General features: G+C 73.5%; 22 protein-coding genes and 1 pseudogene. 13 read left to right on the top strand and 10 right to left on the bottom strand.

Features of this window, described 5'->3' with window-relative positions; genetic code table 11:
• Positions 1-103 precede the first annotated feature (103 nt).
• Together hemG and hemQ are read left to right on the top strand one after the other, a co-directional pair.
• Positions 104-1573, top strand: a complete 1470-nt coding sequence (gene hemG / locus OG625_RS08920) for a protoporphyrinogen oxidase (RefSeq protein ID WP_329378071.1) — start codon at positions 104-106, stop codon at positions 1571-1573.
• A 23-nt stretch (positions 1574-1596) separates the two neighbouring features.
• Positions 1597-2310 carry a hydrogen peroxide-dependent heme synthase gene (hemQ, locus tag OG625_RS08915; protein ID WP_329378070.1) on the top strand — a complete coding sequence of 238 codons (714 nt, stop codon included), beginning with the start codon at positions 1597-1599 and terminating at the stop codon, positions 2308-2310.
• A gap of 113 nt (positions 2311-2423) precedes the next feature.
• Here hemQ and OG625_RS08910 read toward each other — a convergent pair whose 3' ends face one another.
• The 4 genes from OG625_RS08910 to OG625_RS08895 all read right to left on the bottom strand — a co-directional run bounded on the left by OG625_RS08910 (position 2424) and on the right by OG625_RS08895 (position 7845).
• On the bottom strand, positions 2424-4271 hold the full coding sequence (locus OG625_RS08910; protein WP_329378068.1) for an alpha/beta hydrolase: 1848 nt from the start codon (positions 4269-4271) through the stop codon (positions 2424-2426).
• A 257-nt stretch (positions 4272-4528) separates the two neighbouring features.
• Positions 4529-5560 (bottom strand): TIGR04222 domain-containing membrane protein, encoded by a 1032-nt coding sequence (locus tag OG625_RS08905; protein WP_329378066.1) that lies wholly within the window; start codon positions 5558-5560, stop codon positions 4529-4531.
• The gene (locus tag OG625_RS08900) at positions 5557-6948 is read right to left on the bottom strand and encodes a DUF692 domain-containing protein (protein ID WP_329378064.1); all 1392 of its coding nucleotides are present in this window, start codon (positions 6946-6948) and stop codon (positions 5557-5559) included. Before OG625_RS08900 ends, OG625_RS08905 begins: the two co-directional genes overlap by 4 nt.
• Positions 6949-7080: 132 nt before the next feature.
• Positions 7081-7845, bottom strand: coding sequence for a peptidyl-tRNA hydrolase (locus tag OG625_RS08895; RefSeq protein ID WP_329378062.1), 765 nt, complete (start codon positions 7843-7845; stop codon positions 7081-7083).
• 71 nt (positions 7846-7916) lie between these two features.
• Between OG625_RS08895 and OG625_RS08890 the strand changes: the two genes are divergently transcribed.
• The 4 genes and pseudogenes from OG625_RS08890 (at position 7917) to OG625_RS08875 (ending at position 9398) form a co-directional block, all read left to right on the top strand.
• Positions 7917-8591: an AIM24 family protein gene (locus tag OG625_RS08890; RefSeq protein ID WP_329378060.1), complete on the top strand. Its 675-nt coding sequence runs from the start codon at positions 7917-7919 to the stop codon at positions 8589-8591.
• 11 nt (positions 8592-8602) lie between these two features.
• Positions 8603-8794, top strand: a pseudogene (locus OG625_RS08885) (ATP-binding cassette domain-containing protein); the annotation flags it as partial.
• Between the two features lie 119 nt (positions 8795-8913).
• Entirely contained in the window at positions 8914-9186 is a 273-nt protein-coding gene (locus OG625_RS08880) for a hypothetical protein (protein WP_329378058.1), read from the top strand.
• Positions 9187-9200: 14 nt separating this feature from the next.
• Positions 9201-9398 carry a hypothetical protein gene (locus OG625_RS08875; protein ID WP_329378056.1) on the top strand — a complete coding sequence of 66 codons (198 nt, stop codon included), beginning with the start codon at positions 9201-9203 and terminating at the stop codon, positions 9396-9398.
• 7 nt (positions 9399-9405) lie between these two features.
• Here the strand turns inward: OG625_RS08875 and OG625_RS08870 are convergent, their stop codons facing one another.
• The 3 genes from OG625_RS08870 to OG625_RS08860 form a co-directional block, all read right to left on the bottom strand.
• Complete coding sequence (locus OG625_RS08870) at positions 9406-10095, bottom strand: polysaccharide deacetylase family protein (RefSeq protein ID WP_329378054.1); 690 nt, start codon at positions 10093-10095, stop codon at positions 9406-9408.
• A gap of 250 nt (positions 10096-10345) precedes the next feature.
• Positions 10346-11185 (bottom strand): PPK2 family polyphosphate kinase, encoded by an 840-nt coding sequence (locus OG625_RS08865; protein ID WP_329390527.1) that lies wholly within the window; start codon positions 11183-11185, stop codon positions 10346-10348.
• Between the two features lie 279 nt (positions 11186-11464).
• Positions 11465-12826, bottom strand: coding sequence for an alkaline phosphatase PhoX (locus OG625_RS08860; protein WP_329378052.1), 1362 nt, complete (start codon positions 12824-12826; stop codon positions 11465-11467).
• Between the two features lie 232 nt (positions 12827-13058).
• On the opposite strand from OG625_RS08860, the gene OG625_RS08855 reads away from it, so the two are divergent.
• The 3 genes from OG625_RS08855 to OG625_RS08845 are packed head-to-tail and all read left to right on the top strand — an operon-like array spanning position 13059 to position 15752.
• Positions 13059-14096, top strand: coding sequence for a TIR domain-containing protein (locus tag OG625_RS08855; RefSeq protein WP_329378050.1), 1038 nt, complete (start codon positions 13059-13061; stop codon positions 14094-14096).
• A complete protein-coding gene (locus tag OG625_RS08850; protein WP_329378048.1) occupies positions 14093-14857 on the top strand; it encodes an HAD family hydrolase in 765 nt (254 codons plus the stop codon). Before OG625_RS08855 ends, OG625_RS08850 begins: the two co-directional genes overlap by 4 nt.
• Entirely contained in the window at positions 14811-15752 is a 942-nt protein-coding gene (locus OG625_RS08845) for a hypothetical protein (protein WP_329378046.1), read from the top strand. The genes OG625_RS08850 and OG625_RS08845 overlap by 47 nt, the downstream gene beginning before the upstream one ends.
• Positions 15753-15850: 98 nt before the next feature.
• On the opposite strand, the gene OG625_RS08840 is transcribed toward OG625_RS08845, so the two are convergent.
• The gene (locus tag OG625_RS08840; RefSeq protein WP_329378043.1) at positions 15851-16279 is read right to left on the bottom strand and encodes an OsmC family protein; all 429 of its coding nucleotides are present in this window, start codon (positions 16277-16279) and stop codon (positions 15851-15853) included.
• A 62-nt stretch (positions 16280-16341) separates the two neighbouring features.
• Positions 16342-17397: a cell division protein ZapE gene (gene zapE / locus OG625_RS08835; protein ID WP_443067876.1), complete on the bottom strand. Its 1056-nt coding sequence runs from the start codon at positions 17395-17397 to the stop codon at positions 16342-16344.
• Between the two features lie 84 nt (positions 17398-17481).
• On the opposite strand from zapE, the gene OG625_RS08830 reads away from it, so the two are divergent.
• The 4 genes from OG625_RS08830 to msrB all read left to right on the top strand — a co-directional run bounded on the left by OG625_RS08830 (position 17482) and on the right by msrB (position 20763).
• A complete protein-coding gene (locus OG625_RS08830; RefSeq protein WP_329378040.1) occupies positions 17482-18264 on the top strand; it encodes a pyrimidine reductase family protein in 783 nt (260 codons plus the stop codon).
• A gap of 148 nt (positions 18265-18412) precedes the next feature.
• On the top strand, positions 18413-18880 hold the full coding sequence (locus OG625_RS08825) for an indole-3-glycerol phosphate synthase (protein ID WP_329378037.1): 468 nt from the start codon (positions 18413-18415) through the stop codon (positions 18878-18880).
• 50 nt (positions 18881-18930) lie between these two features.
• Positions 18931-20325: a UDP-N-acetylmuramate--L-alanine ligase gene (gene murC, locus OG625_RS08820; RefSeq protein WP_329378035.1), complete on the top strand. Its 1395-nt coding sequence runs from the start codon at positions 18931-18933 to the stop codon at positions 20323-20325.
• A 24-nt stretch (positions 20326-20349) separates the two neighbouring features.
• Complete coding sequence (gene msrB / locus OG625_RS08815) at positions 20350-20763, top strand: peptide-methionine (R)-S-oxide reductase MsrB (RefSeq protein WP_329378033.1); 414 nt, start codon at positions 20350-20352, stop codon at positions 20761-20763.
• A 43-nt stretch (positions 20764-20806) separates the two neighbouring features.
• Here msrB and OG625_RS08810 read toward each other — a convergent pair whose 3' ends face one another.
• Complete coding sequence (locus OG625_RS08810; RefSeq protein ID WP_329378030.1) at positions 20807-22099, bottom strand: MFS transporter; 1293 nt, start codon at positions 22097-22099, stop codon at positions 20807-20809.

The raw sequence follows: 22099 nt of genomic DNA, 5'->3' as shown, positions 1-22099 counted from the left end.
TTCGACGTTCAGAGTCCCGTCGCGGGTTTCGCCTCCGCGGTTCCGGGCCGATCCCGATGCGGTCACGTTCCGGCCTCGGAGATCGATCTGAGACGATGTGTCCATGCACGAAGCGGACATGCGTACGGATCGCCCAGGCCGGACCCGGCACGTCGTCGTCATCGGCGGCGGCATCTCGGGCCTCGCGGCAGCCCACCGGCTGCTCGCCGACGGCGCCCGCGTCACGCTGCTGGAAGCCGGGGAGCGGCTCGGCGGCAAGCTGTACGCCGGTGAGCTCGCCGGGGCCCGCGTCGACCTCGGCGCCGAATCCGTGCTCGCCCGCCGCCCCGAAGCCCTGGAACTCGCCCGCGCCGTCGGCCTCGGCGAAGCCCTGCAGCCGCCCGCCACCGCCACCGCCCACCTGTGGACCCGCGGCGCCCTGCGGCCGATGCCGCGCGGGCACGTCATGGGCGTCCCCGGCGACCTGGCACCGCTCGCCGCCTCCGGCGTGCTCTCCCCGGAGGGGCTGGCCCGGATCGAGGCCGAGCGCGAGCTGCCGGCCGCCGAGATCGGCGAGGACGTCGCCGTCGGCGAGTACGTCGCCGCCCGCCTCGGCCGCGAGGTCGTCGACCGGCTCGTCGAACCCCTCCTCGGCGGGGTCTACGCCGGCAACGCCTACCGCATCTCCATGCGTGCCGCCGTGCCCCAGCTCTTCGAGGCCGCCCGCACCCACCGCCTGCTCGGCGACGGCGTCCGCGAACTGCAGCGCCGGGCGGAAGCCGCGCCCCAGCAGGCCGGCCCGGTCTTCGCCGGCATCGACGGCGGCATCGGACGGCTCCCGCTCGCGGTGGCCGAGGCCTGCCGGGCCGCCGGGGCGGACCTGCGTACCGGCACCCCCGTGCGCGAGGTCACGCGTACGGCGGGAGGCTGGCGGATCGTGGCCGACGGAGAGGCCACCGAGGTCATCGAGGCGGACGGGGTGATCGTCGCCACCCCGGCCGGGCCCGCCGCCCGGCTGCTCGACACCCTCGCGCCGGCCGCCGCGGCCGAGCTGCGCGGGGTCGAATACGCCTCCATGGCCCTCGTCACGATGGCCTTCCGCCGCTCCGACCTGCCGGCCGCCGTCACCGGGGGCGGCGCCAGCGGGTTCCTCGTACCGCCGGTCGACGGCCGGACCATCAAGGCCTCCACCTTCTCCAGCAACAAGTGGGCCTGGGCCGGGGCCGATCCGGAGCTCTTCCTGCTGCGGACCTCGGTCGGCCGGTACGCCGACGAGGCCGATCTCAAACGCGAGGACGGGGAGCTCGTCGACGTCTCCCTCGCCGACCTGGGCGAGGCCGTCGGACTCGCGGCCCGGCCGGTCGCCTCCACCGTCACCCGCTGGGACGGCGGACTGCCCCAGTACCCGGTCGGCCACCTGGCCCGTGTCGAGCGGATCCGCGGTGCCGTCGCGGCCCTCCCGGGCCTCGCGGTGTGCGGGGCGCTCTACGACGGAGTGGGCATTCCGGCCTGCGTCGCCAGTGCCGGCAAGGCCGCGGACGCGGTGCTCGCCTCCCTCGGGACGCGTTCGGTACCCCCTGGCACAGACCACTGATCGGCACACGGGACAATAGGCACATGACTGCACCAGAGAAGATTCCCAACGCGGGGAAGAAGGCGAAGGACCTCAACGAGGTCATCCGCTACACCCTGTGGTCCGTCTTCAAGCTGAAGGACGTTCTTCCGGAGGACCGCACCGGCTACGCCGACGAGGTCCAGGAGCTCTTCGACCAGCTGGCCGCCAAGGACATCACCGTCCGCGGCAGCTATGACGTCTCCGGCCTGCGCGCCGACGCGGACATCATGATCTGGTGGCACGCGGAGACCTCCGACGAGCTGCAGACCGCCTACAACCTGTTCCGCCGCACCAAGCTGGGCCGCGCGCTGGAGCCGGTGTGGTCGAACATGGCCCTGCACCGTCCGGCCGAGTTCAACAAGTCGCACATCCCGGCCTTCCTGGCCGACGAGACCCCCCGCGACTACGTCAGCGTGTACCCCTTCGTACGCAGCTACGACTGGTACCTGCTGCCCGACGAGGACCGTCGCCGCATGCTCAAGGACCACGGCCTGATGGCCCGCGGCTACCCGGACGTGCGCGCCAACACCGTCGCCTCCTTCTCGCTCGGCGACTACGAGTGGCTGCTGGCCTTCGAGGCCGACGAGCTGTACCGCATCGTCGACCTGATGCGTCACCTGCGCGCCTCCGAGGCCCGTATGCACGTCCGTGAAGAGGTGCCCTTCTACACCGGACGCCGCAAGTCCGTCGCCGATCTGGTGGCCGGGCTCGCCTGATACCTCCCCTGGGGGGAAGGACCGGAGGACGACCACACCGTCAGGTGCACTCCTCCGGTGGATCGGGAGGCCATGCCCCCGAAACGACGCAGCCGGAGATCCCGCCCGGAAGTTCAGACGACTGGCGGCAGTGGTGTCCCGGGGGTTGCTGCCCCGGGGATGCTCGCTGCCCGGTCGTCCAGCGACACCGGTGCGGGCTCCGGATGCGGCGCACACGTGACGCGCCACCCCGAGGTGTCACCTGTCAGCAGATACCGCTCCACGTGTCGGTCCACGCAGCCGTTGCGTCCACCGACCACTCCGTGCGAGCCGGACCCCACCTCCGTGACCAGTGCCGCCTCGCTCCCGAGCCGCCGCTGGAGCTCCAGTGCGCCCCGGTACGGGGTCGCCCCGTCGCGTTCGGCCGCCACGATCAGGGTGCGGGGGAGCGGCGCCTCCGGTGGGGCTCCGACCTGGACCGGCCGCTGCCGCTCGCGCACCGGCCAGTAGGCGCACGGGAGGTTCAGGAAGGCGTTGGGCCAGGTCTCGAAGGGGGCCGTGCGGGCCAGTTCGGTGTTGTCCCGGTCCCAGGTCGCCCAGTCCGCCGGCCAGGGGGCGTCGTTGCACAGCACCGCCGTGTAGACGGCCGTCGCGTTCTCGGCCTCGGCGGCCGACGCCGGGTCGGGGGCCGCCTGACGGACCAGCTCCGCCGGATCGCCGCGCAGGAACGCCGAGAGGGCCGCCGCCCGGTCCGGCCACACGTCGTCGTAGTACGCGGCCTGCAGGTACGCGGCCTGGAGCTCCCCGGTGCCGACGGTTGCGGCGGCGGGGGTACGGGCCAGCGCGGCCCGGACGCGCTCGTAGGAGGCCTGCACGGCGGCGGGGGTTTCGCCGAGGCGGTAGGTGCGGTGGTGGCGGGCGACCCAGGAGCGGAAGTCGTACCAGCGGCGCTCGAAGGCGGCGGCCTGGCCGAGTTGGGCGCGGTACCAGACCCGTCCCGGATCGGGATCGACCGCCGAGTCGAGCACCATGCGGCGGACGTGCCCCGGGTGGAGCGTGGCGTAGACGGCGCCGAGGTACGTGCCGTAGGAGCCGCCCATGAAGGTCAGCCGCCGCTCGCCGAGGGCGGCGCGCAGCACGTGCAGATCGCGGGCGTTGTTCAGCGTCGTGTAGTACGGCAGCGCGGCGCCGGCCCGCCGGGCGCAGCCGCGGGAGTACTCCTGGGCCGCGGCGACGCGTTGCCGCTTGTACCCGGGGGAGGGGTCGGCCGGGACCTGGGTCGGGCCCTTGCGCGCGCCGGGGTCCTGGCAGGACAGCGGGGCGGAGCGGCCGACGCCGCGCGGGGCGTACCCGACGAAGTCGTAGGCGGCGGCGACGCGCCGCCACTCGGGGAGCCCGGCGGCGAGCGGGAAGTGCATCCCGGAGGCCCCGGGCCCGCCGGGGTTGTTCACGAGCGCCCCCTGCCGGCGCGCGCCGTGCTCCCCGGTCGCCGGCACCCGGCTGACGGTGAGGCGGATCTGAGGCCCGTCGGGCCGCGCGTAGTCGAGCGGCACGCGGAGTGCGGCGCACTGCACGTGCCCGGGCAGCCCTTCGTCCTGCGGACACGCCCCGAAGTCCAGCCCGGCCTGTTCGCCTGCGGCGGGCCGCTCGCGGGCCGAGTCGGCCCCGGCCGGCTGCCCGGCCCCGCTCCCTGCCCCGCTCCCTGCCCCGGCCCCGGCCCCTGCCCCTGCCCCGGCCCCGCTCCCTGCCCCGGCCCCTGCCCCTGCCCCGGCCCCTGCCCCGGCCCCGGACCGGGCACCGGCCGTGCCGGCTGCTGCGGCGGCGCGGCGGGCCACCAGCTCGGCCCCGGCCGACTCGGCCGTGAGGCGGGCGGCGGCGAGATGGGCGCTCGCCGACTCGGGCCCCGAACGGGCCGCGGCGGCCGTGGGGACACAGAGGGCGGCGGAGAGGGTGAGTGCCGCCGCGGCAGCGGTGTGGCGCATGGGGGTCGGCCCTTCGGGTCATCCGATGAGGCGACTAAAGGGCCGGGCGGTGCCCGTGTAAAGGATCGGCGGGCGGTGTCGGCCTCATTGGCCCCGTTGCCTCGGGATCCGCCCCCGGTTGCCGTACCCGAGGGCCGCCCGCAGCCCGGGATCGCCGACCGCGCGCACGCCCCGTACGGCCACCGCGGTCAGCGACTCCGCTCCGCCGCGCTCCCGGTCCAGCGCGACCAGCTTTGTGATCCGACCGTGATGGGGCGTCAGGAGCTGCTTGAGCTGCTGGAGCAGCTGGATCCGGACGAACTACTGCAACTCGAACTGCTGCCTCCGCCGCTGCTGCCACCGCCACAACTGGACCCGCTGCCCGAGGAGCCGCAGCCGGATCCCGATCCGCAGCCCGATCCACAGCTCGATCCGCCTCGGCCCCCGCCGCCGTCGCTCCCCGCGCACCAGACGATCGGGACGGCCTCGGCGGAGGACCAGGAGGAACCGTCCGGGCTGTACGGCCGGGTCCGCGACTGGGCCGCGGCCAGCCGGGTGCCGCGGGCGGCCGGGATCAGCTGCTGCCGCAGGTAGGGGTCCCGCAGCCCGCGCAGCCCGTACAGGGCAGTCCGCACGTACGGGCTCTGGTCCTGCATGTACGCGCGACGCATCGCGAACAGCGCCCGCGTCCCCGCCGGGGTGAGCCGGCTCTTGGCCCGGGCCGCGCAGACCACGCCCACGACCAGTCCGGCCAGCACCACGGGCAGCACCAGCGCGATGAACGGCGCCGGGGCGTCGGGATCGAGGGCCAGCCCCAGGAAGGTCAGCGGCAGCGACAGCGGGAGGAGGACCGCGCACACCACGGCCTGGGTCACCCCCCAGCGCCGCCAGGTCGCGCCGGATCCGGGAGGGGAGAGCAGCCCGCGGGCGGAGAGGGAGTCGCCGATCTCCTGGACGGCCGGGTCGCGCATGGCGGCGTACCGCACCTGGTACAGCCACCCCGAGGGCGCCGCCGCGTGCGCCTGGAGGACGGCCCGCTCGGCGGGGTCGCTCCCCCGGGCCCCCGGCCACACCTGGATGATGCCGGGGCCGCCGCCGACGAGGCGCTGGTCCGTGAGCATCGTGGCGAGTGCGGCGTCAACGACGTTGGCGGGCCCGCCCGCCAGGAACGCCGCCTCCGACAGGTCGTGCACCCCGGCGGCCGCCCCCGCGGACGGCGGCCGGGAGCGGCGCAGGCCGCGCAGCAGCAGGACGGAGGAGACGACGACGGCGGTCCAGACCGCGAGTGCGAGGAAGCCGAGGAAGCTCATGCCGCCCTCCCCACGAGCGTCCGGGCCCAGCGCACGATCCGGCGGGGCGGCCTGACCCCGGCCCGCTCCCGCCACCAGGCGGTGAGCCGGCGGCGGGCGGCCGGGTCGGCCGGCAGGTCCCGGATCAGCAGGTGCTCGGCGAAGTCGAGCGCGTCGCGGCGGTAGCCGCCGGTCATCGGCCGGCCCTTGGCGTACGAGAGGAAGGCCTGGCGGTACGGGTCGGAGCCGCCGAGGATGCCCGGCAGTTCGGGCGCCACCTTGGCCACCACCCCGGCCCGCTTGGCGGCCAGGGCCCGGGCCTGCACCCGGATCCGCGGCAGGTCGAACCCCTCGGGCACGGGCGTCCCGGCCACCAGCGCCGACAGCAGCGCGGCCTGCCCGAGCCCCACCCGGGTCCGGGCGGCCTCGGAGACGGGGCGCGGCCCGGTGGGGTCCGCGACGCCCGGTTCCGCCGGGGACGGGGGTGTGCCGGGGCGTCCCCGCAGGGCGCCGAACGCACCCTCCGCCCGGCCCTCCGACCCCCCGACACGTTCGGCGCCCGAGGAGACGCCCCGGCGCGCCCCCGGCCCCGGCGGAGCCACCAGCACCGCGCGGATCGCGGTCAGTTCGGCGGCGAGTTCCGGCTCCGGCGGGAAGTCGTCGTCCCGTTCCAGGAGCACCCCCGGCGGGTCCACCCGGTCGCGGAGCCCGGCCAGCAGGTCGAGCACCACGGGCGGTACCGGGTGCGCGTGGGTGTCGTGCCACACGCCGCCCTTCTCCACGCCGCCCGCCACGTGCACGTACGCCAGCGCCTCCAGCGGGATCGCGTCGAGCACGGCGGCCGGGTCCTCGCCCCGGTTGACGCGGTTGGTGTGCAGGTTGGCCACGTCGATCAGCAGCCGGACGCCGGTCCGCTCGACCAGCTCCGTCAGGAACTGCCCCTCGGTCAGCTCCTCGTCCGGCCAGGAGATCAGCGCGGCGATGTTCTCCAGCGCCAGCGGCACCGGCAGGGCGTCCTGCGCGATCCGTACGTTCTCGCACAGCACGTCCAACGCGTCGCGCGTGCGCGGCACCGGCAGCAGGTGGCCGGCCTCCAGCGCGGGCGAGGAGGTCCGTACGAAGGCGATGTGCTCGGTGATCAGCGGCGTCCCCAGCGCCACCGCCCGCTCGGCGAGCGCCGCGAGCTTCGCCGGGTCGGGCCGGTCGGCGCCGCCGATGCCGAGCGAGACCCCGTGCGGCACGACGCGGACGCCGCGCTCGCGCAGCCGTACCAGGGAATCGGGCAGGTGGTCCGCGCAGATGTTCTCGGCCACCACCTCGACCCAGTCCAGGCCGGGCAGTCGCTCGACGGCGTCCGCGATCTCCGGCCGCCAGCCGATGCCGACCCCCAACTGTTCCATGGGCTTCATGTCCCCCGCCCCCTTCGGTCCGGCCGTGTGCCGATGTCCCCGTTCACACGGGTGATGGCCCCGCCGGAGCCGGGCCAACCCGCCGGGAGGGACGTTCAGAGCAACATTTGAGGTTCCCCGGCCCGCGACGCGCTACAGGCGGGACCGGAGCGCCGGATGGTCCGCGACCACCGTGCAGGAGCCGGGCGCGATCTCCGTGAAACCGGCGTCCCGGACCACGGGCAGCCCGCTCCCGCTCAGCTCCGCCCACCGCTCGCGCGGGGCCGTCCGCACCGCCAGGCGGAAACCGGACGCCTGCCACAGCCCCCGCTCGGCCCGCGTCAGCTCCCACCACGCCAGCTGCGCGCCGTGCCCGGCCTGGGCCATCGCCTTGCCGGCCGACATGTCGAGGTCGGGATTGAGCCACAGCACGGGCACTCCGGGCTCGGTGTCCGGGCCGACCGGCTCGGGGTCGTCGAGGTCGGTGCCCGACACCTGGAGCTTGGCCAGTTCCTTCGGCCAGCCGTCGAGCGGTACCGGAGGGAAGACCCGCACCTGCGAGGCGTCACCGTGCACCGTGACCCCCGGCAGGGTCTCGGCCTTGCGCCACTCCGCCCCGCGCGCCCGCCGGACCACCTTGCGGATGCGGGCGTCCTGCCAGTCCCGCACGGCCTCGGCCCACTCGCCCTCGCCCCGCGCCCGCTCGTCGCTCAGCAGGACCAGCACCGCGCGGGCCGCCGTCTCCAGGGCGTCCGTCCGGGCGGGCGGCTCGGCCTTCTCGATCCGCACCACCAGCGGGAGGACGAACTGCGGGGCCTCGTCGCGCAGGACGTGCTCCTGCCGGAACGGGCTGTCCGCCCCCACCGCCGGGACGGCCGCGGGTACCTCTGAAGTGTCGTTCGCGTGCTGGCTGCTCATCCTGCCAAGCATGCCAGGCTCCCTCTGCAGGATGATGCCGAGGGGGTCTGGGCCGGGTGAGGATCGAGGGCATGAAGAGTGACCTTTTCGCCTCCGAGAACCTGGCCGGGCCGGCTGCCGCGCCCGGCATGATCCTGCAGAACGCGAAGTCGGTGAAGTACACCGTCAACGGTGAAATGCTGGCCCGCCAGGGCTCGATGGTCGCCTTCCGCGGCAACCTCCAGTTCGAACGCAAGGGGCAGGGCATCGGCGGCATGCTCAAGCGCGCCGTCACCGGGGAGGGCCTGGCGCTGATGTCCGTACGCGGCCAGGGCGAGGCCTGGTTCGCGCACCAGGCCGGCCACTGCTTCATCATCGAGTTCGAGCCCGGCGACGCCCTGACCGTCAACGGCCGCAACGTGCTCTGCTTCGACCCGACCCTCTCCTACGAGATCAAGATGCTGAAGGGCGCCGGCATGACCGGCGGCGGCCTCTTCAACAGCCTCTTCACCGGCACCGGAATGCTCGCCGTGGTCTGCGACGGCCACCCGATCATCATCCCGGTCACCCCCCAGGCCCCGGTGTACGTGGACACGGACGCGGTGGTCGGCTGGAGCGCCCGGCTCGACACCGGGCTGCACCGATCCCAGTCGGTCGGCTCGATGATCCGCGGCGGCTCCGGCGAGGCCGTCCAGCTGAAGCTGAGCGGCGAGGGCTTCGTCATCGTCCGCCCGAGCGAGCTCACCGAGTCGGCGGCCGCGCACTGAACCCCACCGCGATGAAACTCGCCACCGTGGGCCGGCGCTACGGGCGCCGCCGGCCCTGGGTGCTGCGCGGGGTCTGCCTGGAGCTGCCGCCCGGCGCCCTCGTCCGGGTCGAAGGCGGCAACGGCGGAGGCAAGTCCACCCTGCTGCGCATCGTCGCCGGGATCGACAGGCCGACCGAGGGACGCATCAGCGGGCGCCCGCGCCGCACGGCTGGGGGCACCTCCCAGCGGTAGCTGGGGGAGCCTGGAGCGGGCTCGACGCCCCCGCCCGGACCGAGCTGGACCGCGCCGTCACCCTCGTCGCCCTCGCCGGGGCGCTCGCGGTGGCGGCCTGCGCGCTGACCGGCGCGGCCGTCGGGGCCCTGTGCAGCCGGCCGCTGGTCCGGCGGCGCGGCTACGCGGTGCTCGCCGGGGGCATCGGCTCGCTGCTCGCCTGGGTCCTCGCGGGCTCCCCGGCCCGCGGCGCGGTGTCCGCGCTGGTCACCGCGGCGCGCTCGGGCCACGTACCGCTGCCCCTGCCGGCGCTGGCGGGCGCGCTGCTGCTGGCGGGCGGCGCGGGCGCGGCGGCGTGCCTCGTCGCCGCGCGGCGGGGCTGAGTAGGCTCGTACACATGGACCAGTTGGACGAGCAGGACGCGAGCGAGTCGTACTGCCCCGCCCCGGCGGCCCCGGCCCGTGCCGAGGGGCCGCCCTACGCGGACTGCCTACAGTGCGGCAAGCCCACCGAGTACGGGGTCGCGACCCCGGGCGTGGTGCTGTGCCCGGTGTGCGAATGGCAGGAGGCGCAGCGCACCGCCTGCTCCGGTTAGTCGCGGGCTACGTGCCCATCAGCTCGGACACCTTCACGAACCGGTAGCCGCGCTTGCGCAGCTCCGGGACGATCTTCCGGATGGCCTCCTCGGTGACCGGGGCCGCGCTGCGCGTGCAGTGCATGACCACCACCGAGCCCGGCTTCACCCCGGCGAGCACCTGCTCGGCCACCGCGTCGGGGTCCTTCGCGAAGGCGTCCCCGCTGACCACGTCCCACTGGACGGCCGTGACCTTCGCCGTGGACAGGGCCCGCAGCGCGTCGTCGTCGTAGCAGCCGCCGGGGAAGCGGAAGTACGGGACGCTGTTGACCGCGCCCGCCTTGCGGAAGGCGTCGAAGGCCCGGTCCACGTCGGCCCGGGCGGCGGCGCCGTCGAGCGCGGGCAGCCCGTAGCAAGGGGACGTGAAGGCGTGGTGGCTGTAGGAGTGGTTCGCGATCTCGAAGTTCGGGTCCGTGCCGATGGACTTCGTCTGGTCCGGGTACTCCTCGGCCCAGCGGCCCGTCATGAAGATCGTCGACGGCACCTGGAGGGTGCGCAGGGTCGAGATCAGCTGCGGGTTGTCGAAGCGCTCCCCGGCGGCGGCGCGCGGCCCCTGGTCGGAGGTCATGTCGGCGTCGAAGGTCAGCGCGACGGTCTTCTCGCTCTGCTGCCGGGCCCGTTCGAACACCGGGGTCAGGCCGTTCGGGCCGGGTGCCATGGTGGGGGGCTTGGCGGGGGCGCCGGGCTGGGGGGAGGCGGAGGAAGAGGGGGAGGCGGAGGGGCCGAGCCCGGGGCGGCGGACGCGGCGGACGCCGCGGGGCTGCCCAGGCGGGCCTCGGGGCCGGCGCCCGGGGTGCCGGTGCCGCCCCCGCCGCCGCAACCCGAAAGGCAGACACCGAGGGCGGCACCGAGGGCGGCCACGGCCGCCGCTTTGCGTACAGAAATGGTCACGCAGGCAAAATATATGACTATGTGGTGAGTAGCCGTTTGCGGCACTCCTCCACGTCGAAGTCACCCTTCGGGTACTGCGGACCGATGTCCTCCAAATGCTCCAGCAGCAGCTTGCTGATCGCCCAGTTGCGGTACCACTTGCGGTCCGCGGGGACGATGTACCAGGGCGCGGCCTCGCCGGCGCACCGCTCCAGCGCCAGCTCGTACGCCGTCTGGTAGGCGGGCCACGCGCCGCGCTCCTCGATGTCGCCGGGGTTGAACTTCCAGTGCTTGTCCGGGTTGTCGAGCCGCTCCAGGAGCCGCTTGCGCTGCTCCTCGTAACCGATGTGGAGGAAGACCTTCACGAGGGTGACGCCGTCCTCGGCGAGGGCCTCCTCGAAGCGGTTGATCTGGGCGTACCGGCGGCCGACCTGACTGCTCGGCACCAGTTCGCGGACGCGGGCGATGAGGACGTCCTCGTAGTGCGAACGGTCGAAGATGCCGATCTCGCCCGGCTGGGGGAGCGCCTTCTTGATGCGCCAGAGGAAGGGGTGTCGTTGTTCCTCGGGCGTGGGTGCCTTGAAGGCCCGGATGCGGCAGCCGGAGGGGTTGAACAGGCCGATGACGTGCTTGACGGTGCCGCCCTTGCCGCTGGTGTCCATGCCTTGGAGCACCAGCAGGACACGGCGCCGGTCGCCGGCGGTGCTCGCCGCGTAGAGCCGCTCCTGGAGTGAGGCCAGCCGCCCGGCCAGCTGGGCGGTGGCCGCCAGTCCGGCCGCCTTGTCGGCCGGGCCGAGGGGGATCGCGCCGGGATCGAAGCCGGCCAGATCGATCCCCGTCCCGAGGGGAGCCCGCAGCGCCTCCCGCACGGAGACCACCCCGCCCCCGCCCTTGGCCGCTGCGGCCGCCGCGGGTGCCCCGGCCGCCGCGGGTGCCGCACCCTTCCTCCCGCCGCCGTCCCGGCCCGCCTTGCGCTCGCCCTCCGGCCCGGACTCGTCCTTCTTCGTGCCCGCCGTACCGCCCGCCTTCGTCTTCTTCGGGCCCGCGGGCCCGTCGGCCGACTCCGTGCGCTCCTTGTGCTTGCCCTTGGCCACCGCTGTTGCCCCAATCCCGTTGATTCCGTCCGATCTTGCAGTAAATCGGACCGGATCGCGAGGTCAACGGCGTTGCCACGGCCCCGTGACCGCGAACGTCGTCCCCGGCGCGTACGCGTTGACGTACATCGTCCGCCCGTCGGGGGAGAACGTGACCCCGGCGAACTCCCCGAACTCCGCCGCGCCCGGCCGTCCGACGTCGTCCGCGTTGCGGGCCACCGGGTAGACCTCGCCGTCCACCGTCACGCCGAAGACGTACTGCACCCCGCCGCCGTCCTCGCACACCATCAGGCCGCCGTCCGGGGCGAGGCAGATGTTGTCCGGGGAGTCCCCGGGCAGCGCCACGTCCGCGGCCGGCCCGAACCGCACGTCCAGCCGGAGCCTGCCGCGCAGCGGGTCGTAGAACCACACCTGGCCGTGGTGGTCGGCCGCCGCACCCTCGCCGCGGCGCGCGAAGCTGGACACGAAGTAGATCCCCCCGCCGGCGCTGCCGCCCCAGTAACAGCCCTCCAGCTTCTGCGCGTGGGTGATCCCGCCCGGCCCGAAGTCCTGGTGCCGGATCGGGGTACCGGCCGCCGAGGGGTCCGGGACCGGCACCCACTCCACGGGGAACTCCGCCCCGGGCTCGTCCACCACCGACAGGTCCGCCAGCCCCGGCACGCGCAGCGCCTCCAGCCGGCCCCCCGCCCGCAGCGAGCCGAGCCCCCCGAGCGGCACCGACGGCAGGAAGCGGTAGAACAGTCCGAACGGCCGGACGAAGGCGTCCTCGGTCTCGTAGACCACCCCCCGGTACGGGTCCACGGCGACGGCCTCGTGCGCGAAGCGGCCCAGCGCGGTGAGCGGTACGGCTCCCGAGCGGTACGGGTCGGCGGGGTCCACCTCGAAGACGTACCCGTGGTCCCGCGCGTACCCGGCGGTGCCCGCCCGGTCCTCGGTCTCCTCGCAGCTCAGCCAGGTGTTCCAGGGGGTGCGGCCGCCCGCGCAGTTGACGGCGGTGCCGGCGAGGGCGACCCGCTCGGCGGTGACCCGTCCATCCGGGCCGAGCTCCAGGACCGTGCAGCCGCCGAGCGCCCGGGGGTCGTACGTCAGCCCCGGAACGGCGGGCACCCGCAGCGCGGCGGTGGCCCGGTTCTCGTGGTTGCGCACCAGCCGCACGCGTCCGCCACCGGCGCCGAAGGCGGCCATGCCGTCGCAGTTGGCGGGGACGGCGCCCTCGCCGGAGCGCAGCGGGTCGCCCGCGCGGGAGAGCACCCGGTACGAGAAGCCGGCCGGCAGGTCGAGGAGCCCGCGCGGATCGGGCAGCAGCGGCCCGTACCCCCGCTTCGCGGCCCGGGCGGAACCGGGGGAGCCGGCGAACAGGGCTCCGAGCGCCCCGCCGAAGGCGATCGAGCCGGCGGCGAGCAGGCTGCGTCGGGTGACGGACATCGGCAACTCCCGGCGGTGGCACGTGACATGTGACCGATTCGTCCTACCATGCAGCCCGTTGACGGGGCCGCCGCCGCGAGGCGGGGGGCGGTCGGGTCACCCGGGTGGTGGCGGGGGACCGGCGCGGGACCGGCCGGGGCGCCGAGGTTTGCCGTTCGGTGCCCGGTGGGGATCCCTGCTGTTGTGTGCGGGGCGGGGATGGGGATGGGGATCGTCACAAGGGGGCGGGATCGTGCGCAAACCACGACTGTTCATCGCGTCGTCGTCGGAGGGGCTTCCCTACGCCGAGGCCATTTTCTCGCAGTTGGAGCGGACGACCGAGCCGAGTCTGTGGACCCACGACATGTTCAAGCCGAGCGAGACGTTCGTGGAGAGCCTGGAGCGCATCGTCACCAGCACGGACTACGCGGTGGCCGTCCTGTCGCCGGACGACCTGCGGGTGATGCGCGGAACCAGTTCGTCCGTGCCGCGCGACAACGTGATCTTCGAGATGGGCCTGCTGGTCGGCAAGCTCGGCCGCAACAAGGTCTTCATGGTCACCCCGCAGGGCAAGGACACCGGCCTGCCGAGCGACATCTCGGGCGTCTCCCTGCTCGGTTACGCGCAGCGGCAGGACGGGAACCTCGTCGCGAGCGTCGCCACGGCCTGCCGGAGGATCTCCGACAGCCTCACCGCCCGCAGCAGAGGCCGCAATCCCTTCTCCACCGTCGCCTTCTGGAACAACGTGCAGGAGCGCCACCGGGCCGGCCTGGATCTGCGGAGCCTGGTGGAGGACGCGCAGGAGTCCGTCTTCGTCTCCGGCATCTCGCTGAGGTACCTGGTGCACCTGTGCTCCAACCAGCTCCGCGAGGCGCTCGCCTCCGGTACCACGGTCGATGTCCTGCTGCCGTCGAACGAGTCGGTGGAGAACGGTCACTACGACCGGCACAAGTCCTATGTCCGGGAGGAGTTCCCGCTCGCCGTCGCCCGCTGGAGGGAGTTCGCGCAGAGCCTCGGTGACGACCAGAGGTCCCGGCTGAGCGTCACCCAGACCCCGCTGCTGCTGACGCACTCCATTGGTGTCTACGACGGTGCGATGTACGTCAATTCCTTCTGCGCCGGACTGGATTCGCAGGAACTCCCCAGTTTCCGCATCGATGCGGACTTCGATGCGTACCGTGCCTACCTGACCGACATCGGCACGCACCTGAGAGCCGGTGTCAGGACGGCGGGAGACCGCACCGAGACCGTCATCCAGACCCTGCTCGAGCAGACGGACCGGAGTGCATGAGCATCAAAGCCGTTTTCTTCGACTGCTGGGACACCCTCCTGCAGGATGCCGTGGAGCTGAGCGAGGAGATCGACGCGCGCATCGCGGAGCTGGTGTCCGCCGGTCTGCGCGTGGAACGCGAGCCGGTCGAGCGGGCCGTGCGCGGGGAAGGCGAGGAGTTCTCCGCGAGGATCCGCGACGGACGCACGGTGGTGACGCCCGCGATGCGCCTGGGGTCCGTCCTCGACGCCCTGGCCGGTCCCGGCACCGCCGCGCGCCACGAGGAACTCGTCGCCCGCACGCTGGCCGCGGTGGACGACGCGATCCGGCACGTGCCCCCCGAAGTCGTCCCCGGTGCCCACGAGATGCTGCGGGACCTCCGCTCCGCGGGGCTGGTCATGTGCGTGGTGTCCAACACGGGATGGACCTCTACGGACGCGGTCACCGGCGCCCTCGACCGGCAGGCCCTGCTGCCCTACTTCCGCACGTGCTACTTCTCGGGTGACGGATACCGGCCCAAGCCGAGCCCGGAGATGTTCGCGCTCGCGCTGCGGGACCTCGGACTCGACCCCTCGCACGCACTGCACGTCGGTGACCAGGCCCAGACCGACGCGGTCGCGGCGTTGGCCGCGGGGCTCAGGAGCGTCGTACTGCTGGAGGGAGGATCGCGTTACAGTGCCCGCCGCGGAGCAGAGCCGGGAGAAGACCGGCGGATCATCAGGGTCGGCTCGCTCGATGCCGGACGGGAAGCCGTCCTCGGCATCGTCGACCGCCCGCGCTGACGAGGACCGGCTCGGCCCGTGGCTCGGCGGGCGGACTCTGGACGAGGTGGTGCGGGACCGGCTGTTCTCGTACGGCCGGCAACCCGAGGGCGCGCCCGCGGACGGGGCGGGCGGCCTTGCCGAGCACGCCGCCCTGCTCCACCCCCATCTCCCCGGCATGGACCGGCGCCACTGGATGAGGCGTTCGCGCGGTGTGGACCCGCCCGTGGACCTGAAGCTGGTCCAGGACAGCTACGTGTGGCGGCGGATCCTCGAAGAGACCGGCCTGCGCCCCGGCAGCAGCCTGCTCGAGCTGCTTCCGGGCTTCTCCCGGACCATTCCCTTCGCGCTGTGCGGAAGCGGCGTCGCGTGCCGGCTGACCCGGATCGACAGGGACACCTCGTGGGCGGCTCCCCGGTCCGTCGGCGGGAAGGTGGCCCTGCGGCTGCTGGAACTCGACCTGTTCAGTCCGGAGCATTCCTGGGCCGGGTACGACTTCGTGATCGGGAACCACGTACTGGACGATCTGATCATCGGCGTCTGGGACAGCCACGGGTACCGGCTCTCCTTCGGCAGGGCCGAGGAATCGGCCCTCCTCTGGCGGAACTTCCATGCCAGCGGCGACAGCGCTTCCGTCATCCCGGAGGTGACGCGGCTCTTCGCCCGGCTCATCTCCACGATGGACCCCGGCGCCGTCCTCGTCCTCAGGGAGTACCCCGCCACCTTCGCGCTGGTCAACGGCATACGCGCACAGCTGGAGCTGCACTGGTGGATCTACCGGGCGATCGTCGGGCTCACCGCCTCGCTCCGCGGCACCGCATGGGAGCAGGACGTGTCCGCGATCCCCGTGGCCGACGGTTCGCGACTGACGGGCGGCGTGCTCTGCTTCCGCAGCGGCCCCGCCCCCGGCGGGTGACACCCCGCGGCGGGTGACACCTCCGGCCCTGCCGGAACGCCCGCCGCCGGAGCACGGGCGCCGGCGACGGGCGGGAGGAGCCGGGAGCGGGGAGCGCGTCAGACGAGCTTGGCGCTCAGGGTGATCGTGGTGCCGGTCAGGGCCTGGCTGACCGGGCAGTTCTTCTTGGCGTCCTCGGCCGCGGCGACGAAGGCTTCGTTGTCGAGGCCCGGCACCTCGCCCTCGGTGGTGAGGTGGATGCCGGTGATGCCCTGGCCCGGCACGAAGGTGACGGCGGCCGAAGTGGTCAGCTTGGCCGGGGGGTTGCCCGCCTTCGCCAGGATGTTCGAGAAGGCCATGTTGTAGCAGCTGGAGTGCGCGGCGGCGATGAGCTCCTCCGGGCTGGTCCGCCCGTTCGCGGCCTCGTCGGTGCGCGCGGGCCAGGAGACCGGGTAGCTGCCGAGGCCGGAGGAGTCGAGGGTGACGACGCCCTTGCCCGTGAGCAGGTCGCCCTCCCAGACGGCATGGGCGTTGCGTGTGGCGGCCATGGTGGATCCCTTCGTAGAAGCGGAAACGGCCGGGCCCCCGGAAGGGCCCGGCGTTGCCAAACCTACTGGGACACCAGGGGCTTCGCGTCGCGTGCCAGCGCGGTGAGCCGCGAGATGGCGCGGAAGTACTTCTTGCGGTATCCGCCGTTCAGCATCTCTTCACTGAACAGGTGATCGAAGGGGACCCCCGAGGCGAGCACGGGTATCTCGCGGTCGTACAGCCGGTCGGCCAGGACCACCAGCCGCAGCGCGGTCGACTGGTCCGGCACCGCGCCCACGTCGGTCAGGCAGACCGCCGTGATCCCGTCGGTCAGCGCGCCGTAGCGGCTCGGGTGGACCTTGGCGAGGTGGTCCAGGAGGTGGGGGAAGTCGTCCAGGCTCGCGCCCGGGGTCGCGTACGCGGCCTTGGCGACCTGCTCGTCGGAGAACGGCGCCGGGGCCTCCGGCAGGCCGCGGTGGCGGTAGTCCTGGCCGTCGATGCGCAGCGGCCGGAAGTGCGCCGACAGGCCCTGGATCTCCCGCAGGAAGTCGACGGCGGCGAAGCGGCCCTCGCCGAGCTTGCCGGGCAGGGTGTTGGAGGTCGCGGCCAGTGCCACGCCCTGCTCGACGAGGCGGCTGAGCAGGGAGGACACCAGGACGGTGTCGCCCGGGTCGTCCAGCTCGAACTCGTCGATGCACAGGAGGCGGTGCCCGCCCAGGGTCTGCACGGTCTGCTGGAAGCCGAGCGCGCCGACCAGGTTCGTCAGCTCCACGAAGGTGCCGAAGGCCTTGAGCGCGGGTTCGGCCGGGGTGGCGTGCCACAACGAGGCCAGCAGGTGGGTCTTGCCGACGCCGTAGCCGCCGTCGAGGTAGACCCCGCGCGGGGCGGTGGGGGCGGCCGGCTTCTTGGAGAACCACCGCTTCTTCGCGGCGCCGCTCGCGTGCGCCCCGCCGAGGCCCGCGGCGAAGCCGCTGAGCACGGTGACGGCCTCGGACTGGCTGGGCTGCGTCGGGTCCGGGTTGTACGTATCGAAGCGCACCGAGTCGAAACGCGGCGGCGGGACCATCTCGGCCACCAGCCGTTCGGCGGGCACGCGCGGCTCGCGGGCGCACAGTGCCTGCGGGCCCGCGTCGGCTATCGGGGGCCGGCCGGAGGCGGAACCGGGGGCGGAGAGTGATGTCGGCACAGCCCTTAACTCTACGGGGCGTGTCAGACTGCACCGATGCGACGCCTGTTCCCTGTGACCGATCAGACACCCGCTTCCCCCCAGGCCCCGGCCGACCGGGAGTGGTCCCTGGACGAGCTCGCGGAGGCCTACGCCTACCCCGCGCTCGGCCCCGGAGACCACTGGCTGCGGGCGAACATGGTCTCCACCCTGGACGGCGCGGCCCAGCACGAGGGCCGCTCACAGCCCATCTCCGACGAGACCGACATGCGGATCTTCGGCACCCTGCGGGCGCTGGCCGATGTGGTGGTCGTCGGAGCGGAAACGGTTCGCCAGGAGGGCTACCGTCCGGCCCGGGCCCGGGAGGCCTTCGCGGCCCGCCGCGCGGCCGCCGGCCAGGGCCCGGCCCCGGCCATCGCGGTGGTCACCGCGAGCATGGACCTGGACTTCACCCTCCCCCTCTTCACCTCCCCCCTGGTGCCCACCCTGGTGGTCACCGGCGCCGCCGCGCCCGCCGGGCGGGTGGCGCAGGCCCTCAAGGCCGGGGCCGAGGTCGTGGTGGCCGGTGAAGGCGAGGGCGTGGACGCGGCCCGGGTCGTCCGGGAGCTCGCCGCGCGGGGGCTGCGCCGCCAGCTCACGGAGGGCGGTCCCCGGCTGCTGGGCCAGTTCGTGGCCGCCGACGCCCTGGACGAGCTGTGCCTGACGATCTCCCCGATGCTCACGGCGGGTGGCGCCCAGCGGATCGCCGGAGGACCGTCCGTCACGGTTCCGCACCGGCTCGCGCCCGCCTGTCTGCTGGAAGAGGCCGGGTTCCTCTTCACGCGTTACCGTCGGATCTGACAAAGGCGGAATTTCTCGTTCCGGTTAGCTTCCGCAGGGTACGAACCTGGGCACATATATCTGCGCATGGCCCCGCGCGAGAGCGGGGCAGGATGGTTTCCGCAGGGGGCCGGCCAGCCGGCCTCGGCCCATGAAGGAGAGGGCGTCCGTGTTCACGAGCGTATTGATGATCGAGCAGCCCCTGACCGCGGTGGACGTGGACTTCGTCACCACCCTGCACGGAGACGACTCGGTCTCCTTCGTCGTCCTCATGCAACCCCGCGGCGACCAGGACCGGCTGCTGCGGGCCATCGACGACGTAGCGCTCGGTGAGCTCCCCGAGGCCATTCACGAGGGCGACGAACCCGAGGGCGCGGCCGCCCGGGGCCCCGCCGAGCAGGCACTCGAGTACTCCATGGAGGCCCTGCGGAAGAAGGGCGCCAACGTCATCGGACAGATCATCGAGGACCATCCGCTCGACAAGCTGAAGTCCGTCGTCGAGGAGACCGGCGCCGACGAGGTGATCGTCCTGACCGCCCCGCACTTCGTGGAGGAGTTCTTCCACCGGGACTGGGCCTCCCGGGCCCGCCACAAGGTCGGCGTTCCGGTGCTCAAGCTCTTCGCCCACAACGAATAGGCTGGGGCGGACGTACGACGCACACCGCACTCGATCCTGGAGCGACCTGAATGAAGCCCGGCCTGCCGACCGCCATGGAACGGCCCCACTTCATCGGCATCGGCGGCGCCGGCATGTCCGGCATCGCGAAGATCCTCGCCCAGCGCGGCGCGAAGGTGGCCGGCAGCGACTCCCGTGACTCCGAGACCGCCCAGGCGCTGCGCGCCCACGGAGCCACGGTCCACATCGGGCACGCCGCCGGTCACCTGGACCCCGACTCCACCTGCGTGGTCGTCTCCAGCGCCATCCGCGCCGACAACCCGGAGCTGGCCCGCGCCGCCGAGCTCGGCATCCCCGTCGTGCACCGCTCCGACGCCCTCGCCGCCCTGATGGACGGGCTGCGGCCGATCGCGGTCGCCGGTACGCACGGCAAGACCACCACCACCTCGATGCTGGCGGTGTCCCTCTCGGCCCTGGGCCTGGACCCCTCGTACGCCATCGGCGGCGACCTGGACGCCCCCGGCTCCAACGCCCACCACGGCGAGGGCGACATCTTCGTCGCCGAGGCGGACGAGAGCGACCGCAGCTTCCACAAGTACACCCCGCAGGTCGCGATCATCCTCAACGCGGAGCTCGACCACCACGCGAACTACGCGTCGATGGACGAGATCCACGAGTCCTTCGAGACCTTCGTCGGCAAGGTCGTGCCGGGCGGCACCCTGGTCGTCGCCCACGGCCAGGAGGGCGCCGCCGAGATCGCCCGCCGCGTCGCCGGCCGCGAGGGCCTGAACGTCGTCACGTACGGCGAGGAGCCCGAGGCCGACGTCCGCATCACCAAGATCACCCCGCGTGGTCTGACCAGCGAGGTCACCGTCGTCATCGACGGCCGCATGCTCACCTTCACCGTCTCCGTCCCCGGCCGCCACTACGCGCACAACGCGGTGGCCGCCCTCGCCGCCGGTGTCGCCCTCGGCATCCCGGCGCACAACCTGGCCTCCGCGCTCGGCAAGTACACCGGCGTCAAGCGCCGCCTCCAGCTCAAGGGCGAGGCCGCCGGAGTGCAGGTCATCGACTCGTACGCGCACCACCCGACCGAGATGACCGCCGACCTGGAGGCCATCCGCGGCGCCGCCGGGGACTCCCGGATCCTCGTCGTCTTCCAGCCCCACCTCTTCTCCCGCACCCAGGAACTGGGCAAGGAGATGGGCCAGTCCCTCTCCCTGGCCGACGCCTCCGTGGTCCTGGACATCTACCCGGCCCGCGAAGACCCGATCCCGGGCATCACCAGCGAGATCATCATCGCCGCGGCCCGCGCCGCCGGGGCCGACGTCACCGCCGAGCACTCCAAGGAGGCCGTCGCCGACGTCATCGCGGGAATGGCCAAGCCCGGTGATCTCGTTCTCACGATGGGCGCGGGCGACGTCACGGATCTGGGACCCCAGATCCTCGCCCGTCTGTCGAACTGAGGGAACCGAGGGAGCGGGAACGTCATGTCGTACGAGGTCCAGAAGACGGACGAGCAGTGGCAGGCCGAGCTGACCCCGTCCGAGTACCAGGTGCTCCGACTCGCGGGCACCGAGCCGGCCTTCCGGGGTGAGTACACCGACACCAAGACGGAGGGCGTCTACTCCTGTCGCGGCTGCGGCTCCGAGCTGTTCCGTTCCACGGAGAAGTTCGAGTCGCACTGCGGCTGGCCGTCCTTCTACGACCCGAAGGACACCGAGGCCGTCGAGCTGATCGCCGACACCTCGCACGGCATGGTCCGCACGGAGGTCCGCTGCGCGAAGTGCGGCTCGCACTTGGGCCACGTCTTCGAGGGCGAGGGCTACCCGACCCCCACGGACCAGCGGTACTGCATCAACTCGATCTCCCTGCGGCTGACCCCGGGCGGCGGGGCGAGCTGAACCGTTCCGGTTCCCGCCGGGCCCAAGGCCCGTCGGGAGCCGGTCAACGTGGGGCGGGCGGTCGTGCGGTGGTGGCGGTGCGGTGGGGCAGCCAGAAGCAGGACGCGGCCAGGAGGGCCGTCGTCGCCGCGGCGGTCAGGACCGGGACGTTGCCCAGCCAGGCCGCCAGCGCGCCTCCGGACAGGGCCCCGACCGGGACGGTCGTCAGGAGCGCCGCCTGGGCGAAACCGGCGACGCGGCCCTGGAGGTGGGGCGGGGCGATCAGTTGCTGGGTGGTCGTCATGGAGATCGCCCACACCGTCGCCGTGATGCCGAAGAGCAGTTGGTACGCGAGCAGCGCCGGGAAGGCGAGCCCCAGCGAGGCCGCCGGGACCAGGAAGATCGCGAGGGCTGCCACCACCGCGCAGATCCGTGTCGCCCGGTACAGCTCCATGGAGGTCGCGAACCGGCCCGCGAAGAGGACTCCGGCGACGGTGGCGACGCTGAACGAGGCGTAGACGAGCCCCAACTGCCATGCGGGGAGGTTGAGTTCCCGGGTGGCGTAGACGACGAAGAGCGCGTCCGCGGCGCCGCTGCCGAGGTTGAACCCGGCGCCCGCGAGCACCTGCCGGCGCAGCACCGGTTCCGCCCGGACCACCGCGAGCCCCTCGCGGAGCGCGGCGAGCCGGGGGCCCCGGCGTCCGGTGGACTCGGCCGGTCGGTTCAGCGACGCGGGCAGGGCGAACAGCAGCAGGGCCTCGACGGCGTAGGCGGCGCTGCCCGCCAGCAGGGCCGGGGCCGCCCCGGCGAAGCCGACGAGGACGCCGCCCAGGGCGGGCCCGCCGATCTGGCCCATCGTGCGGGCGCCGGTCAGAGCCGAGTTGCCGGCCAGGAGCTGCTCGGGCCGGACCACCCGGGGCAGCGCCGCCTGCAGTGCCACCGAGAGCGTCCACGTCAGCGTGCCCGACAGGGCGGCCACCGCGTACAGGTGCGACAGGCGCAGGCTCCCGAGCGCCCCGGCGAGCGGGACCGAGCCGACGACCACCACCTGTAGCGAGGTGAGCGTGACGGCCAGGCTGCGCAGCCGGGCCCGGTCGGCGAGCACACCGGCGAGGGGGCTGAGCACGGCGCCGGGGAGATAGGTCAGGGCCAGCAGCACCGACGCCCCGAACGGGCCCGCGTCCAGCCGGGTCACGGCCAGCAGCGCCAGTGCCAGCGCGGTGATCTGCCGGCCGACGGAACTGGCCGCCTGTTCGCCGCAGAGCAGCAGGAACGGGCGGTGCCGGCGCAGCACACCCCACGGCGTGACACCGGGGTCGGCGGCCGTGGACGAGGGCCGGGGCGGCGACGAGGTCAC

Origin of the sequence: Streptomyces sp. NBC_01351, from assembly GCF_036237315.1 — a bacterium.
Lineage (GTDB): Bacteria > Actinomycetota > Actinomycetes > Streptomycetales > Streptomycetaceae > Streptomyces.
Note: the sequence above shows the minus strand (reverse complement) of the source record. Positions and strands in the feature narration are given on the sequence as shown.